The sequence below is a fragment of the Lentzea albida genome (genome assembly GCF_900111005.1).
Classification (GTDB): domain Bacteria; phylum Actinomycetota; class Actinomycetes; order Mycobacteriales; family Pseudonocardiaceae; genus Lentzea; species Lentzea albida.
In genome coordinates this window covers 31,379-46,103 of record NZ_FOFV01000023.1, presented here as the reverse complement: position 1 = coordinate 46,103, position 14,725 = coordinate 31,379, and the positions used below count along the sequence as shown (strand labels likewise).

At 70.1% G+C, this 14,725-nt stretch carries 17 protein-coding genes; 3 read left to right on the top strand and 14 right to left on the bottom strand.

What is annotated here, in order from left to right; translation table 11 throughout:
• Window positions 1–191 precede the first annotated feature (191 nt).
• The 9 genes from mnmA to BMY74_RS38525 all read right to left on the bottom strand — a co-directional run bounded on the left by mnmA (window position 192) and on the right by BMY74_RS38525 (window position 8,444).
• Window positions 192–1,274, bottom strand: a complete 1,083-nt coding sequence (mnmA, locus tag BMY74_RS38560; protein ID WP_089925483.1) for a tRNA 2-thiouridine(34) synthase MnmA — start codon at window positions 1,272–1,274, stop codon at window positions 192–194.
• Window positions 1,271–2,440 carry a cysteine desulfurase family protein gene (locus tag BMY74_RS38555; protein WP_089925479.1) on the bottom strand — a complete coding sequence of 390 codons (1,170 nt, stop codon included), beginning with the start codon at window positions 2,438–2,440 and terminating at the stop codon, window positions 1,271–1,273. The genes mnmA and BMY74_RS38555 overlap by 4 nt, the downstream gene beginning before the upstream one ends.
• Window positions 2,440–3,783: an MFS transporter gene (locus BMY74_RS38550; RefSeq protein ID WP_245786611.1), complete on the bottom strand. Its 1,344-nt coding sequence runs from the start codon at window positions 3,781–3,783 to the stop codon at window positions 2,440–2,442. Before BMY74_RS38550 ends, BMY74_RS38555 begins: the two co-directional genes overlap by 1 nt.
• Window positions 3,740–4,612 carry a lysophospholipid acyltransferase family protein gene (locus BMY74_RS38545; RefSeq protein ID WP_089925476.1) on the bottom strand — a complete coding sequence of 291 codons (873 nt, stop codon included), beginning with the start codon at window positions 4,610–4,612 and terminating at the stop codon, window positions 3,740–3,742. Before BMY74_RS38545 ends, BMY74_RS38550 begins: the two co-directional genes overlap by 44 nt.
• Window positions 4,609–5,382: a GNAT family N-acetyltransferase gene (locus BMY74_RS38540; protein ID WP_089925472.1), complete on the bottom strand. Its 774-nt coding sequence runs from the start codon at window positions 5,380–5,382 to the stop codon at window positions 4,609–4,611. Before BMY74_RS38540 ends, BMY74_RS38545 begins: the two co-directional genes overlap by 4 nt.
• Before the next feature lie 166 nt (window positions 5,383–5,548).
• Window positions 5,549–6,244: a hypothetical protein gene (locus tag BMY74_RS38535; RefSeq protein WP_089925469.1), complete on the bottom strand. Its 696-nt coding sequence runs from the start codon at window positions 6,242–6,244 to the stop codon at window positions 5,549–5,551.
• A 47-nt stretch (window positions 6,245–6,291) separates the two neighbouring features.
• Window positions 6,292–6,414, bottom strand: coding sequence for a hypothetical protein (locus BMY74_RS46740; protein WP_281245042.1), 123 nt, complete (start codon window positions 6,412–6,414; stop codon window positions 6,292–6,294).
• A gap of 280 nt (window positions 6,415–6,694) precedes the next feature.
• Window positions 6,695–7,648, bottom strand: coding sequence for an electron transfer flavoprotein subunit alpha/FixB family protein (locus BMY74_RS38530; protein ID WP_089925463.1), 954 nt, complete (start codon window positions 7,646–7,648; stop codon window positions 6,695–6,697).
• A 13-nt stretch (window positions 7,649–7,661) separates the two neighbouring features.
• Window positions 7,662–8,444, bottom strand: coding sequence for an electron transfer flavoprotein subunit beta/FixA family protein (locus BMY74_RS38525; RefSeq protein WP_089925460.1), 783 nt, complete (start codon window positions 8,442–8,444; stop codon window positions 7,662–7,664).
• 215 nt (window positions 8,445–8,659) lie between these two features.
• Here BMY74_RS38525 and BMY74_RS38520 point away from each other — a divergent pair, with 215 nt between their 5' ends.
• The gene (locus BMY74_RS38520; protein WP_089925457.1) at window positions 8,660–9,502 is read left to right on the top strand and encodes a DegV family protein; all 843 of its coding nucleotides are present in this window, start codon (window positions 8,660–8,662) and stop codon (window positions 9,500–9,502) included.
• Window positions 9,503–9,566: 64 nt separating this feature from the next.
• Window positions 9,567–9,716 carry a hypothetical protein gene (locus BMY74_RS45475; RefSeq protein ID WP_177230128.1) on the top strand — a complete coding sequence of 50 codons (150 nt, stop codon included), beginning with the start codon at window positions 9,567–9,569 and terminating at the stop codon, window positions 9,714–9,716.
• Here the strand turns inward: BMY74_RS45475 and BMY74_RS38515 are convergent.
• The 4 genes from BMY74_RS38515 to BMY74_RS38500 all read right to left on the bottom strand — a co-directional run bounded on the left by BMY74_RS38515 (window position 9,713) and on the right by BMY74_RS38500 (window position 12,859).
• Entirely contained in the window at window positions 9,713–10,519 is an 807-nt protein-coding gene (locus tag BMY74_RS38515) for an isocitrate lyase/PEP mutase family protein (protein ID WP_089925451.1), read from the bottom strand. The two genes, BMY74_RS45475 and BMY74_RS38515, sit on opposite strands and share 4 nt — an antisense overlap.
• Before the next feature lie 92 nt (window positions 10,520–10,611).
• Window positions 10,612–11,346: a hypothetical protein gene (locus BMY74_RS45470; RefSeq protein WP_089925447.1), complete on the bottom strand. Its 735-nt coding sequence runs from the start codon at window positions 11,344–11,346 to the stop codon at window positions 10,612–10,614.
• 11 nt (window positions 11,347–11,357) lie between these two features.
• Window positions 11,358–11,912: a hypothetical protein gene (locus BMY74_RS38505; RefSeq protein WP_089925443.1), complete on the bottom strand. Its 555-nt coding sequence runs from the start codon at window positions 11,910–11,912 to the stop codon at window positions 11,358–11,360.
• Entirely contained in the window at window positions 11,909–12,859 is a 951-nt protein-coding gene (locus BMY74_RS38500) for a coiled-coil domain-containing protein (protein WP_143091873.1), read from the bottom strand. The genes BMY74_RS38505 and BMY74_RS38500 overlap by 4 nt, the downstream gene beginning before the upstream one ends.
• 315 nt (window positions 12,860–13,174) lie before the next feature.
• Between BMY74_RS38500 and BMY74_RS38495 the strand changes: the two genes are divergently transcribed.
• Entirely contained in the window at window positions 13,175–14,017 is an 843-nt protein-coding gene (locus tag BMY74_RS38495; protein ID WP_089925438.1) for a DegV family protein, read from the top strand.
• Here BMY74_RS38495 and BMY74_RS38490 read toward each other — a convergent pair whose 3' ends face one another.
• On the bottom strand, window positions 14,018–14,656 hold the full coding sequence (locus tag BMY74_RS38490; protein WP_089925436.1) for a TetR/AcrR family transcriptional regulator: 639 nt from the start codon (window positions 14,654–14,656) through the stop codon (window positions 14,018–14,020).
• Window positions 14,657–14,725: the final 69 nt, after the last annotated feature.

Below are 14,725 nucleotides of genomic sequence, written 5' to 3'. Positions count from 1 at the left end.
AACCGGCGCAACGGCGACACGACCCACACGGGCATCTCGTCGCGACGGGCCTGACCGTTCAGCTTCCGCCGGTCCGCTGGACCGACGAAGCACCGGAACGCGGTACGAGCCCGCGCGGCGAGGTCGAACTCCGTGTCAATGAACGTCACGCGGCGAACGCTAGATCCGCCTTGTCCTGCCCTACAACCGAATTAGCGGGTCGAGTCGATGGTCGCGCTGGCCAGCACGACGTCCCCGGCCGCGTCCTCGCGGTAGATCGCCACGGCCTGACCGGGCGCCACGCCCTTCAACGGCTCCCTCAGCTGCACCCGCAGCACGCCGTCGACGAGTTCGGCGACCGCCGGTGCCGTGCCGCCGTGCGCCCGCACCTGCGCGACGCACTCGACGGGCCCGTCGAGCTCCACGTGCGCGACCGGTGCCGAAGCCGAGATCTCCGTCACGGCGAGCTTTTCGACCGCGCCGACGCGCACGGTGCCCGACACCGGCTCCAGCGCCAGGACGTACCGCGGGCGGCCGTCGGGCGCCGGGCCGTCGAGGCCGAGGCCCTTGCGCTGGCCGACGGTGAACTCGTGCACGCCCGCGTGCCGGCCGAGCACCGCGCCGGTCGCGTCGTCGATCAGCAGGCCCGGCTTGGTCTCCATGCGGCCCGCCAGGAACTTCTGCGTGTCGCCGTCCGGGATGAAGCAGATGTCGTGGCTGTCCGGCTTCTTCGCGACCGACAGGCCCCGCGAGGCCGCCTCGACGCGCACCTCGTCCTTCGTCGTGTCGCCGAGCGGGAACATCGCGTGCGAGAGCTGCTCTTCGGTGAGCGATGCCAGCACGTACGACTGGTCCTTGCCCAGGTCGGCGGAGCGGCGCAGTTCGGGACGGCCGTCCACCATCTCCAGGCGCGCGTAGTGGCCGGTGCAGACGGCGTCGAAGCCCAGCGCGATCGCCTTGTCCAGCAACGCCTCGAACTTGATCCGCTCGTTGCAGCGCAGGCACGGGTTCGGCGTGCGGCCCGCCGCGTACTCCGCGACGAAGTCCTCCACGACCTCCTCGGTGAAGCGCTCGGCGAAGTCCCAGACGTAGAACGGGATGCCCATCAGGTCGGCGGCGCGACGAGCGTCGTGCGCGTCCTCGATCGTGCAGCAGCCGCGTGCGCCCGTGCGCAGCGTGCCGGGCTTCGCCGACAACGCCAAGTGCACGCCCGTCACGTCGTGCCCCGCTTCGACGGCCCGTGCCGCCGCCACCGCGGAATCGACACCACCGCTCATCGCCGCGAGGACCTTCACTGCTTGACCACCTTCCGGGAACGCCTCATGCCTGCCAGACCTGCCGTACGCGCGCGCTCGACCACCGGGCCGATGACCGCCGCGAGTTGTTCAACATCCGCGCGCGTCGACGTATGCCCGAGGGAGAACCTCAGGGATCCGCGCGCCAGCGCCGGTTCGACGTCCATCGCCAGCAGCACGTGCGAAGGCTGCGCGACGCCGGCCGTGCACGCGGAGCCCGTCGAGGCCTCGACACCCTTCGCGTCGAGCAGCATCAGCAGGCTGTCGCCCTCGCAGCCGGGGAACGTCAGGTGCGCGTTGCCCGGCAGGCGGTCGACCGGGTCGCCGTTCACGACCACGTCCGGCACGACGGCGCGCACCGACGCGATCAGCTCGTCCCGCAGCGCCGCGATCTCCACGGCACGGGAAGCCTGTTCCTCCACCGAGATCCGCACCGCGCGCGCCAGGCCGACGATCGACGGCACGTCGAGGGTGCCGGAGCGCACGTCACGTTCCTGGCCTCCGCCGTGCATCAACGGCGTGCACTTCACGTCCCGCGCGAGCAGCAGCACGCCGACGCCGTACGGACCGCCGACCTTGTGGCCGGTCATGGTCAGCGCGGAGGCGCCGGACGCGGCGAAGTCGACCGGGACGGCGCCCACGGCCTGCACCGCGTCCGTGTGGAACGGCACACCGCGCTCCGCGCACACGCGCGCGATGTCGTGGACGGGGTTGATGGTGCCGACCTCGTTGTTCGCCCACATCGTGGTGACGAGCGCTACGTCGTCGTCCAGCGCGTCGGCCACCGACTCCGGCGACACCCGCCCGAAGCGGTCGGTGGGCAGCCAGGTGACGTCCGCGCCCTGCTGCTCCAGCCACTCGACGGCGTCCAGCACGGCGTGGTGCTCGACGGCCGAGGCGAGCACGCGACGGCGGCCGCTGGCCCAGTAGACGCCCTTGACGGCGAGGTTGTCGCTCTCGGTGCCGCCGCCGGTGAAGAGCACCTCGGACGGCCGGGCTCCCAGGGCGTCGGCGATGTCCTCGCGGGCCTCCTCGACGGCGCGCCGCGCCCGCCTGCCGGAGGTGTGCAGCGACGAGGCGTTGCCCGTGGTGGACAACGCCTCGGTCATGGCCGCGACCGCCTCGGGGTGCATGGGGGTCGTGGCCGCGTGGTCGAGATAAGCCATCAGGCCTTCAGCGTAGCCCGCATCCGCGGCCCGGTCAGAACCGCTCCCACCACCGCCAACGCCGCCATCGACAGGTTGAGCACCACCACGCCCGCGGTCGGCGCCGTCGCCACGACGAGCACGCCGCCGAGTCCGATCATGGTCGCGGAGAAGAGCATGTCCGAGATCTGCAGCGCCGCCGAGTTGAAACCCCGGTCGGCCTCGGGCGACGCGGCCATCATCAGCACGCCGACGCTGGACGTCGCCATGCCCATGCCGGCGCCCGCCACGGCCCACAGGACCGGTGTGAGGAAGGCGGGACCCCACGTGGGTGCGATGAGCGTCACGGCCGCGACACCGGTCGCCACGAACAGGAACCCGGTGCGCACGAGCGTGTGGCGTTCGATCTCGGGGTGCCTCGACGCCCACATCGACGCACCCGCCCAGCCGAGGGCGCTCAGCGTGAGCGGAATGCCCGCTTCGAGCGGTGAGTAGCCGTGCACGACGGACAACGTCAGCGGGATGAAGCCCTCGACCGCGAAGAACGTGCCTGCGAGCAGGCCTCGGGCCAGGATCGTGACCGGCAGGCCGCGGCGGGCGATGAGCGTGCCCTTGGGCAGCAGGATGCGCAACGCGGGCGCGAGCAGCAGCAGCGCCACCACGAGCATCCACCACGTGCGGTGCTGCAACGACCAGCTCAGGCCCGCCACGCCCAGACCGACGGCCACGGCGGCGAGAGGCAGGTACTTGCGCTGCGGGGGCGTCTCGGCGTGCGGTGGGAGCTTCTTGAGCACAGGAATGAGCAACACGATGCCGATGAGCACCAACGGCACGATGGCGAGGAACACCAGCCGCCACGTGAGGTGCTCGGTCGCCCAGCCCGCGACGGCCGGTCCCACCAGCGACGGCACGACCCACGCCGCGGACAGCGCGCCGAACACGGCCGGCCTGGCGTCCTCGGGGTAGGCGACCGCGATCACGACGTAGATCGCGACGATCAGGAAACCCGCGCCGAACCCCTGCAGCACGCGGCCCGCGAGCAGCACGGCCATCGTCTCGGCCAGGCCCGCGACCACGAGCCCGGCGAGGAACAGCACGACGCCGATCAGCACCGCGGGTTTCGGGCCGCGCCGGTCGGACAGCCGTCCGGAGAAAACAGTCGCGATGACGCTCGCCGCGAGGTTCGCGAGGAACGGCCACGCGTACAGCGCCTCGCCCTCCAGCTCGCGGACCATGGTGGGCATCGCCGTGCCGACCCCCATCGCCTCGAAGGCGAGCAGGGTGACCAGCAGGAGGATGCCCGTGGTGGGCCAGCGGCGTTCAGGCGACCAGAGGCGAGATGGTGCGGGCTCGGTGAGTGTCACCTGTAGATGGTGCAATCTCCAGTTCGGTCGAGGTCAAGCGGATTGATTGTTCTTCGGCAAGTTTCGCCAACTCCCTGCGCGTGGCGGCACGTCCGGGAGCGATCTCGTCCAGCACGTGGACCTCGACGACCAGATCGCGGACCTTCAGCACCCGGCGGATCGAATCGACCAGCGTGTCGCTGCCGATGAACGCGGGCTGCGTCGTGACGTGGTCGCCGATCCGGTAGCGCAGCACGATCGGCCGCACCGGCACCCCGGCGTCGAGCGCGGCCTGGAACAGCGCCGGCTTGTAGTGCCCGGACGCGAGCCCGCACCACGTCGTGCCCTCGGCGTGGATGACGACCGCGCTGCCGTTGCGCAGCGTCGTGGCCAGCTCGTCCACGGTCCGCGGCAACTCGCGCAGCCTCTCCCGGTCGAGGTAGACCGTGCCCACCGCCGTGATGATCGGTCCGAGCACGGGCCAGCTCTTGATGTCCTTCTTGGCCACGATCTTCACCGGCTGCACCGAGTCGATCGCGAGCTCGTCGAGCCACGACACGTGGTTGCTCGCGACGAGCACACCGCGTTTCGGGATCTCCTGGAACCTCCTGGCGCCGTGGACCTCGAGCCTCACGCCGAACGCCCGGAGCACGGCGTGGAACCACAGCCGCACAACGCTTTCCCGCTGCCGGCCGGGCAGGAGCAGCGCGAGGGCGATGGCGACGCCGCAGAGGATGGCGGTCACCGCGGTGACCGCCCGCCAGGTCTGCCGCAGCCTGCCGACCTCGTCCGGCGCGCTGCCGACGCACCCGTCACCACACGGCGACGCGGGCATCCACGCGTGGCTCATGGCGTCTCCCCCAGGAAGAACTTCAGGTAGCGCTGGTCGATCTCGTCCATGCCGAGCAGGATGAAGAGGTCGGCGACGCCGAAGTCCGCGTCGAGCGCGGGCCGTCCGCAGATCTTGGCGCCGAGCCGCAGGTACCCCTTGAGCAACGGCGGCACCACGGTCTTCTCCGGCCGCACGACCGAGTCGACGTCCCACGGATGGTGCGGCGTGACGCGGTACCGCTCGGGCGCGTAGTGCTTGGCGTGCACGGTGTCCCACACGCCGGCCGCGAGCGTTCCGCCGTCCTGCAAGGGGATCGACGCGCACCCGACGAGCCACTTGTGCCCGCTCAGCAACATGTACCGCGCGATGCCGGCCCACACGAGGCTGACGACGGCACCGTTGCGGTGGTCGGGGTGCACGCACGAGCGACCGGTCTCGACGGTGCTGTGCCGGATCGCGTCGAGGTTGGAGAGGTCGAACTCGCCGTCGCTGTAAAGCCTTCCGGCTTCCCGCGCGCGCTCGGGCGGCAGCATCCGGTAGCCGCCGACGATCTCGCCGTTGCGGTCGTCGCGCACCACGAGGTGGTCGCAGTGCTCGTCGAACTCGTCGACGTCGTGGCCGGGCACGCCGGTGTGCAGCGTCGCCCCCATCTCACCGGCGAACACCTCGTAGCGCAGTCTCTGCGCGGCGACGACTTCTTCGCTGTCACGGGCGACGAGGAGGGAGTAGCGGGGTGCGTCCGCGTCCTGCTGGACGGGGGTGCTGACAAGCAGTTCCGGCTGCGTCATGCGAACCAGGGTGAAGCCGGGTCGGCTAATCGCAGCAGGTCAGAACGATGACCGGTCAGTGGCAGGTGGGTTAACCCCGGGTTGTCCGCGCGACTGCTCGGGTGATGTGGGGCGATTCCGGTTGCGAGACGGTCACGAGTGCCGCGTTCCAGCCTGTTTCAGCACATCATGCGCCGCTCAGCGACCGCAGTGACACCCGCCGGTTCTCACCGACCAGGTGGAACTCGGACCCGCCCGGCAGTCCGGCGTCCATGAACTCCCCGGCGAGCGTCCGCAGCAACGCTGGGAGGTCGACGTCGCCCCAGATCGCGATGTCGAGGTTGCCGCCGGTCTGCCCGGAACCCGTACCGGTGACCTCACCGGCGTCGCCCACCACGCGTTCGACGATCTCCTCCAGTTCGTCGAACGCGATCTCGACGTCGGGGAAGTGCAGGAAGACCTCCCGCTGACCGCCGGGCTCGACCGCGAGGTCACCGCCGAGCACCGGGCGGAAGTCGAACGGTCCGGACGTGAAGACCGTGCGGAGCCCACGTCCCAGCGCGGCGACCACGCCGGGTTCGAACTCAAGCCGCATCCGCAGCACCGCTTCGTCCAGGCCGAAGCTCCTCACCGTCGACTCGCGGAACTCCAGCGTCAGAACGCCCTCGGTGAGGTCGGCGTACCGGATGCAGCCGCCGTCGGTCAGGCCGCCGAGCACGACGCCGTACGAGGCCATCCGGTCCGTGTCGTGCGGATCGCCGCCGACCTCGAACGTGAACTGGTGGCTGTCCGGGTCGTCCGTCTCCGCGATGGAGACGGAGCCGAGCTCGTCCTCCGGCGCGCCGTCCGCGATGTCGATGTGGTGCAGCCGCATGCTGATCACGCTTCAGTTCCCCCCAGGAGAGCCGTTCGCAGGACGGTACCGGCCGATCAGCGCCGCCTGAAGCGGCGGTCGAGTTCCCGGACGAGGTGCCGTTCCTTGCCCACGAGGCGATCGCACTCGTCCTCACCGAGATCGGCCAGCGGGTCGTCCAGCACCACGTCCCGGCTCACGTGCACGGTGTAGGTGCCGAAAGTGCGGCAGTCCGAGCACCACCTGAGCAGGAAGGTGCGCTCGTAGGAAGGGGACTCGGGAGAGTGGAACCGGTAGCGGCGCCGGTATTCGCGGATCTCGCTGGGACAGCCGCTCGCCTCGCTGTCGTCAGGCGAGGTGTGCAGCCGCTGGACTTTCCTTCACTGGTACTGGAGCCAGTAACGCTCGTCCGTCATGACGCGGAGCCTAACGCGAACGGCCGCCCCACCGGAGTGGGACGGCCGTCGGTGAGCGGGAGGCTCAGCCCTTGCGCTTCTTGACGTCCTCGGTCAGCTGCGGCGCGACGTTGAACAGGTCGCCCACCACACCGAAGTCGGCGATCTCGAAGATCGGGGCCTCGGGGTCCTTGTTGACCGCGACGATCGTCTTCGAGGTCTGCATGCCCGCGCGGTGCTGGATGGCACCGGAGATGCCCAGCGCCACGTACAGCTGCGGCGAGACCGTCTTGCCGGTCTGGCCCACCTGGAACTGGTGCGGGTAGTAGCCGGAGTCGACGGCGGCGCGCGAGGCACCGACGGCGGCGCCGAGCGAGTCGGCGAGTTCCTCGACGACGGAGAACTTCTCGGCGGAGCCGACGCCGCGGCCACCGGAGACGACGACCGAGGCCTCGGTCAGCTCCGGGCGGTCGCCGCCGACGACGGTCTCACGCGAGGTGACGCGGGCGGACTTGGCGGCGTCCACGGAGATGGAGACCGACTCGTCGAGGGCGGCGTCCGCGGCGGACTCCTCGGCCTCCACGCCGCCGGGGCGGACCGTGATGACCGGGGTGCCCTTGCTGACCTTCGCCTTGACGACGAACGCGCCACCGAAGATGGACTGCACGCCGGTGCCGTCGGCCTCGACGTCCACGACGTCGACGAGCCAGCCGGAGTCGATGCGCACGGCGAGGCGGCCCGCGACCTCCTTGCCCTCGATCGTCGCGGAGACGAGCACCGCGGACGCGTTCGGGGCGAGGGCGGCGAGGGCGTCGACCTTCGGGGTGACGAGGAAGCTCGCGGCGTCGTCGGACTCGACGGCGTACACCTTGGCGGCGCCGTACTTGCCGAGCGACTCGCGGATCTTGGACGCGGTGCCGGGCGCGCCCACGACCACGGCGGACGGGGTGCCGAGGCGGCGCGCGGCCGTCAGCAGCTCGTAGGTGACCTTCTTGACCTCGCCGTCGACGTGGTCGACCAGCACGAGTACTTCAGACATGACTTCCCCTCCCTCAGATGAGCTTCTGGCCGACGAGGAACTCGGCGATCTTGGAACCGCCGTCGCCACCGTCCTCGACGCGCTGACCCGCGCTGCGCGGCGGCTTCGGGGAAGCCTCCTGCACCTGGGTGTACGCGCCGGACAGGCCGACCTCGGAGGCGTCGATGCCCAGGTCCGCCACGGTGAGCGTGGAGACGGGCTTCTTCTTGGCGGCCATGATGCCCTTGAAGGACGGGTACCGCGGCTCGTTGATCTTCTCGGTCACGGAGACCACGGCCGGGAGCGAGGCCTCGAGGAACGCGACGCCCTCGTCGGTCTCGCGCTCGCCCTTGATCGTGGTGCCCTCGACGGTGACCTTGCGCAGCTGGGTGACCTGCGGCAGGCCGAGCAGCTCGGCGAGAACGGCCGGGACAGCGCCCGCGCGGCCGTCGGTCGCCTCGTTGCCCGCGATGACCAGGTCGACGTTCTCGACCGTGCCGATCGCCTTCGCGAGGACCTTCGCCGTCGCCAGCACGTCCGAACCGTGCAGAGCCTCGTCGCTCACGTGGATCGCCTTGTCCGCACCCATCGACAACGCCTTGCGGATGGCGTCGGTGGCGCGGTCGGGACCCATCGCGATCACGGTGACCTCACCGCCGTGGGCTTCCTGCAGCTGCAGGGCCTCTTCGACGGCGCGCTCGTTGATCTCGTCGAGCACGGCATCCGCGGATTCGCGGTCAAGGGTGTGGTCGGCGTCGGTGAGCTTGCGCTCGGACCAGGTGTCAGGCACCTGCTTGACCAGGACAACAATGTTCATAGGTCCTCTTCGACCTCCTGCGGACGGGCGGCGACGCTTGCGCAGAGGACTCTAGAACTGCGCCGCCGGGTGTTCACGACCCTGCCATCACCCGGATGTTACCCGCCAGTAGCAGCGCTGCAAACAGCAGCAAGCACCCCGCTAGCGTGACAGTTATCACCCGTTAACGCCACCATTTGAGACCTACCCCATTCGAGGGACTAGGCTGCGCTGACATGTACCGGCGAGTAGCGATCGTGACAGACTCCACGGCTTGTCTCCCGGCGCAGCTGACTGATCGGCTCGGCATCGAAGTGGTGCAGATCCAGGTGCGGATCGGCGACCACACCGACGACGAGTCCCGCATCCCGGTCCCCGACCTGGTGTCGGCCATGCGTGCCAACGTTCCGGTGGCGACGATCCCGCCCGACCCGAACGCGTTCTTCTGGACGTACAACGAGTTGGCCGCACAGGGTGTTCGCTCGATCGTGTCCGTGCACGTGTCGAGCCGCCAGTCCGCGACCGTCGAGGCCGCTCGCGAAGCTGCCGCCAAGGTCCGCGTGCCCGTGCACGTCATCGACACCCACACGTGCGGGATGAGCATCGGCTACGCCGTCCAAGCGGCCGCGAAGGTCGCCGAGGCGGGCGGCAACGTCGAGAAGGTGCTCGCGACGGCCCAGGCGCGTTTCGACAGGTCCACCGAGCTGATCTACGTCGACACGCTCGAGTACCTGCGCCGCGGCGGCCGCATCGGTGCCGCCGCCGCCCTGGTCGGCGGGGTGCTGTCGATGAAGCCGTTGCTGACCATGGCCGACGGCCAGATCACCCCGCTGGACAAGGTGATCGGCGCCGACCGCGCGCTCAACCGGATGATCGACATCGCGATCAAGCGCGCGGGCACCGACACCGTGGACGTCGCCGTGGAGCACTTCGACGCCGAGGAGAAGGCGTCGCGACTGCTGAGGACGTTGCGGCGCAAGGTGCCCAACGTTCGCCAGTTCATGGTGACGCAGGTCAGCTCGGCCATCGGGGCCCACGTCGGACCAGGTGCGCTCGGGATCACCGTTTCGCCGGTGTGACCCTCGGGAACTCCGGGTGAGGTTTCGTCCGTTGAAATGGACGTAACGGACACCTGGAGGACCGATGGCCGGCTTCATGGACAAGATCACCAGGTTCCTGCGCAGTCCGCAGGGCCACAAGCTGCAAGCCAAGGCACGGCAGATGGCGCAGGACCCGCGCAAGCGCGCCCAGGCCGAACAGCTGCTGCGGAAGTTCCGCGGCAGGAAGCACTAGTTCCCGAAGAGCGCGTTCAGCTCGCCGTACTCCAGCCCGTCACCGGTGCTGTCGTACGTGCCCTTCGTCAGCAACTCCTCGGCGGCGGTCCTGGCCACCGCGTAGGCCGCTGACGCCAGTGCGGTGCCGACGCTGATCCTGGCAGCGCCCGCGGTCCCCAACTCGTGGACCGCGGGCGCGCCCGGCCCGGCCAGCACGTTGAGCGGCGCGTCGATCGCCTTCGCGAGCTCGGCCACCGTCGCCAGATCCGTCACCCCCGGCACGAAGATGCCGCTCGCCCCCGCCTCCAGATAGGCCCGCGCACGGTCGACCGCCAGCCGCAGACGTTCCTCCGGCTCACCGACTCCGCGCAGGAAGACGTCGGTCCGCGCGTTGATGTAGAGGTCGGGCGCCGCCTCCCTGGCCGCCGCGAGCCGTTCCTGCTGCTCCGCCACGTCGCGCAGCCCGCCTTGCAGGCCGTCCTCGATGTTGACGCCGGACGCACCCGCCTCGACGACGGCCCTCGCCGTGTCCCCGACCTGCTCCGCGTCCACGCCGAAGCCCGACTCGATGTCCGCGGACACCGGAACCCCGACCGCCTTCGCGATCCGGGCCACGAGGTCGATGGCCCGCTCGCGGTCGAGCGCGTCCCCGTCCGGCGCGCCGAGGCTCCACGCCACCCCGGCACTGGTGGTGGCGACGGCCTTGGCCCCGGCCGCCTCGACGACGAGGGCAGAGGCCACGTCCCAGGCGTTCGGGAGGGCGAGCGGTCCGTGGTGGTGGAGGGCGTGGAAGAGCTTCGTGCGGTCAGGTGCGGAAGTCATGACCGAGTGATATCAGCGGGGGTCGCGGTTCCTCTGGCGGATTTCGGACAGGAACCGACGACTTTCCGACATCGCTGCTTGCGTTGCGTCGTTCAGTTGCTGCCGGCCCTGCGGCGGACCTCTTCGAACGTGCGGAGGTAGCGCTGGCGGAAGTCCTCGCGCTCCACCCAGGTGGTGTGTTCGGCCGGTTGGGGTGTGGCGGGTGGGGGGAGGGTGGTGCGCGTCGCGGGCGGCTCTGGAGGTTCGGCCGGCTCTTGTGCGGGCTGTTGCGCGGGTTGGGTGGCCGGCACGTGTGCGGCTGACTCGTGCGCGGGCTGCGTGACCGGCTGCTGGGCGGCCGGGTCCTGCGCGAACTGCGGAACCGGCTCGCCTGCGGTCTCCTCGGCGGCGGGCTCCGCGACCAATTCGGCTGCAGGATCCACAGCGAGTTCGGCGGCGAGATCCACGGCGGCTTGCGGCGCAAGAGGTTCGGCGGGCTCCACCACGAGTCGAGCGGCAGGTCCTGCAGAGCGCACCGCAGACCGGTCCGCCCCGCGGTGCGCCACCGGCTCGGCCAGCGTTGCCAGCGCCGGTTCCAGGTGCGGCAGGCCCACCACCGCGTTGCGGTGGATCGGCCGCGTCTCGTAGTCGGCGTCCACCGGCTCGACCGCCATGGGCTTGTCCACCCACGTCCGCCCGGCCCACTTCGGCTCGGCCGGCGCCTCCGAGGGTGCCGCGTTGTCCTGTGCTGCCTCCTCGCGGCGTCGCACCAGCACGTACATGAGGGCCGCCCCCAACGTGAAGGACAGCACGCACAACCCGAAGACGATCCCGACTGCCCCTGCCATTGCCAAGGCTCCTAGCTCACGAGGACGTCGATCTGGGGTCCGAAGTCCGACGGAGGGCCCCAGACGGGGTCCACGACCACCCGCGTGGTGATCTCGCTGTCCACGCCCTGCTCGGCCAGGTACTGCCGCAGCAGGCCGGCCCTTTCCATCGCGAGGACGTCGCAGCGGTGCGACGCCGTCTCGCCGTTCCACGCGTGCGCCACCAACGTCACCGAGCCGGTCACGTTGCGCAGCACGCCTGCCAGTGAGCGCCGCACGTCCTCGCCTCGGCCCACCAGGGAGGCGGTGCCCGGCGCGAAGGTGATGCCCTTGACGGCGTGCGTCGTGAACAGATCGCGCACCGCCTGCTGGGCGACGGCCGCCGGCACCATCAGCGGGGCCGGGGGTTCCATGCGCAGTGGCGCGACGAAGTCCGTCACCGGCACGGGGCCCGCCAGGACGACGGGCTGCGCCGGTGAGGACGACAGCGCCGTCGTCAGTTCGTCGCCGTAGACCGAGAACCCGAACGCCGTCACCGACGCCGGCACCATCAGCGCGCCGACCACCAGCGGGACCCAACGCTTCACGACGCGGCCACTTGTTCGGGGATGTGCACGGGCGCAACGCGTTCCGCCGCCGCCGAGAGGGCGGTGCGGGCGGCCGACAGTTGCGAGTGGACGGTGCGGCGCAGCTCGTGCAGCTCGGCGGTGCGGTCGGCGACCTCGGCCAGCCGGCGCTGCGCTTCACGGCTCGCCATCTTCACCACGAACTCCGACCGCGCCCTCGCCAGCGCCTCCTGCTCCTGCAGGTGTTGCGCGGCCTCGTTGGTGCGCCGGGTCATGGTGAGCTCGAAGAACTGCTGGGCCTTCTCGCGCTTGCGTTCGGAGTCGGCCTCCAGCGAGTTGCACTGCAGCGCGGTCTCCCGCAACAGCCTGTCCGCGTCGACCTGGGCCAGTTCGACGGCCTCGGCGCACTCGCGCTCCACCTCGTCGGCGCGCTGGCGGTGCTGGGCCTCGAGGTCGGCGCAGCGGCGCTCCATCTCGAGCTCGCGGCGTTCCATGGCGGCGGCACGCGACGCGCAGTCCTGGCGGGTGGCGTAGAGCTCGGACTCCGCCTCGGCGCGCATGGCGGCGGACTCGCGTTCCGCCTCGGCGCGCACCGCGGCCAGTTCGGCCTCCGTGCGCTCGCGGAGGTCCGCGCACTCGCGTTCGGTCTGCAGGTGCATCTCCGCGGCCTCGTCCTCGGCGAGGCGCAGCATGCGGTGCATCCGTTCGGTGGCGCTCGCGTGCGAACCGGAGGTGGTCTCCAGGCGTTCGATCCTGGCGCGCGCCTCCTCCAGGTCCTGGCGCGTCATCTCCAGGATCTTGCGCAGATCGGCGGCCTGCGCCAGCGCCTCGGCCCGGTCGAGGCTCGTGAAGCGCAGCTGCTCCTCGAGATTCTCGATGTGCTCGATGACCTGACGTCGATGAAAACCTCGGTAGACAACGTCGAAACCGGCGTGCAACGGAACTAGTTCCTGCTCTTTTGCACCCATGGTCACCTACTCACTCAACCGGGCAGAAGATTGTGCGAGCTTACCCACGGCGGGAGGGGCCAACCAGCGTCTAAAGTGGACGAACAAGCTTGCTCAAGCACGTGGAATAACGCCATTTTCCTGCGCGAACGAGACGTCACTAGATCAACACCGAACGTCACCCAGTCACCCGATTGTGTCAACCGGGGTGCCATTCCGGGGTGTTCGCTCCGTGCGTTCGACGAACACGCAAAGCAACCGTCCCGCGCGAGATCACACGAATTGCCAACCATCGGTCGTGGCTAGCGCGATCACCCTTGGTTAACCTTCTCGTTCGTGTCCTCACGAGTAGCCGTCGTCACCGACTCGACCGCGTCACTCCCGTCCCGCCTGGCGGACCGGTTCGACATCATCACGGTCCCCATGCAGCTCAAGATCGGGTCGGAACTGATCGACGAGGCCTACGTGCCGACCGACAGGCTGCTGCGGGCGATGGAGGCGCAGATCCCCATCACCACGCAGCCGCCGGCACCGGACGCGTTCTTCTGGGCCTACCAGGACGCGTGGGCCAAGGGCGCGGAGACGATCGTCTCGGTGCACGTGACGCCGAAGCTCTCCCCCGCGACGGACGCGGCGAAGCAGGCCGCGGCCAAGTCGCGCGTGCCGGTGTTCATCGTGGACTCGCACTCGTCGGGCATGACGCTCGGTTTCGCGGCGCTCGCGGCCGCGCGGATCGTCCAGGGCGGCGGCAACGTGCAGAACGCGCGCAGCGTCGCCGAGCAGCGCGGGCGCGACGCCAGCGTCCTGATCTACGTCGACACGCTGCACTACCTGCGCCAGGCGGGCCGGGTCAGCGCGGCGGCGAAGCTCTTCGGCGACGCGCTGTCGGTCAAGCCGCTGCTCACCGTCGTGAACGGTCAGGTGGAGCCGTTCGACAAGGTCGTGGGCCGCGACCGGGCGCTGGCGAAGCTCGTGGACAAGGCCGTGGCGCTCGCCTACGGGCGCAACGTGGACCTCGCCGTCGAGCACTTCGCGGCGGAGAAGGAGGGCCACGAGCTGCTGCAGATGTTGCAGAAGCGGATCCCGCACGCCCGTGACGTCGTGTTGACGCAGGTCAGCGCAGCGATCGGCGCGAACGTGGGACCGGGCGCGCTGGCCGTGACGGTCTCACCGTTCTGATCAGAGCTCCGCGACCTCCTCCGCGAGGAGGAGCCCCGGATCGAACCCCAGCGGCGTGAGGTGACCGGCGAGCTCCAGCGAGAGCACGCCCTGCACCCGCGTCCAGAACGACAGGGCGCGGTGCACCGTCGGCGACGACGCCGGCAACGCGCCCGCCCACCCGCGGTTCATGCCCAGGACGACGTCGAACGGGGTCTTCGGTTCGCCGTCCGACTCGCGGGCGCAGACCTGCAGCAGCACCGCCAGGATCTCGTCGGAGATCGCGGTGATGTCGTCGGGCGCCTGGTATCCCGGTACGGGCGTGCCGTAGATCAGCATGTACCGCTGCGGGTCGGCGAGCGCCCACTCCCTGATGACCGCGGCGAGCCCCGCGGCGGTGATGCCCGGCTCGTGCGCGGCACGGACGGTGTCGGCGAGGCTGCGGTACGCGTCCCGGATGAGCGCGGTGATCAGCTCGTCGCGGCCGGCGAAGTACCGGTACAGCGCCGGGCCGGTCATGCCCATCTCCTTGGCGATGGCGTTGAGTGACAACGCTGTCACGCCGTTGGACGCGATCTGCTCCCACGCGTGCTTCTTGACCTCGTCACGCACTTGAGCCCGGTAGCGCTCACGCGGCTTCTGCGCCGACTCTGCCGTCATGGTTAGACCCTCTCACATTCGTTATTGACAGTCACGGTCGTCCCGGCTTAGCTTCTGCATGTCACAAGC

Coding starts and splice junctions, on each gene's coding strand:
- BMY74_RS38555 (WP_089925479.1), bottom strand. CDS start 2,440: ATGGCTTATCTCGACCACGCGGCCACGACCCCCATGCACCCCGAGGCG.
- BMY74_RS38545 (WP_089925476.1), bottom strand. CDS start 4,612: ATGAGCCACGCGTGGATGCCCGCGTCGCCGTGTGGTGACGGGTGCGTC.
- BMY74_RS38540 (WP_089925472.1), bottom strand. CDS start 5,382: ATGACGCAGCCGGAACTGCTTGTCAGCACCCCCGTCCAGCAGGACGCG.
- BMY74_RS38530 (WP_089925463.1), bottom strand. CDS start 7,648: ATGTCTGAAGTACTCGTGCTGGTCGACCACGTCGACGGCGAGGTCAAG.
- BMY74_RS38525 (WP_089925460.1), bottom strand. CDS start 8,444: ATGAACATTGTTGTCCTGGTCAAGCAGGTGCCTGACACCTGGTCCGAG.
- BMY74_RS38520 (WP_089925457.1), top strand. CDS start 8,660: ATGTACCGGCGAGTAGCGATCGTGACAGACTCCACGGCTTGTCTCCCG.
- BMY74_RS45475 (WP_177230128.1), top strand. CDS start 9,567: ATGGCCGGCTTCATGGACAAGATCACCAGGTTCCTGCGCAGTCCGCAG.
- BMY74_RS38515 (WP_089925451.1), bottom strand. CDS start 10,519: ATGACTTCCGCACCTGACCGCACGAAGCTCTTCCACGCCCTCCACCAC.
- BMY74_RS45470 (WP_089925447.1), bottom strand. CDS start 11,346: ATGGCAGGGGCAGTCGGGATCGTCTTCGGGTTGTGCGTGCTGTCCTTC.
- BMY74_RS38500 (WP_143091873.1), bottom strand. CDS start 12,859: ATGGGTGCAAAAGAGCAGGAACTAGTTCCGTTGCACGCCGGTTTCGAC.
- BMY74_RS38490 (WP_089925436.1), bottom strand. CDS start 14,656: ATGACGGCAGAGTCGGCGCAGAAGCCGCGTGAGCGCTACCGGGCTCAA.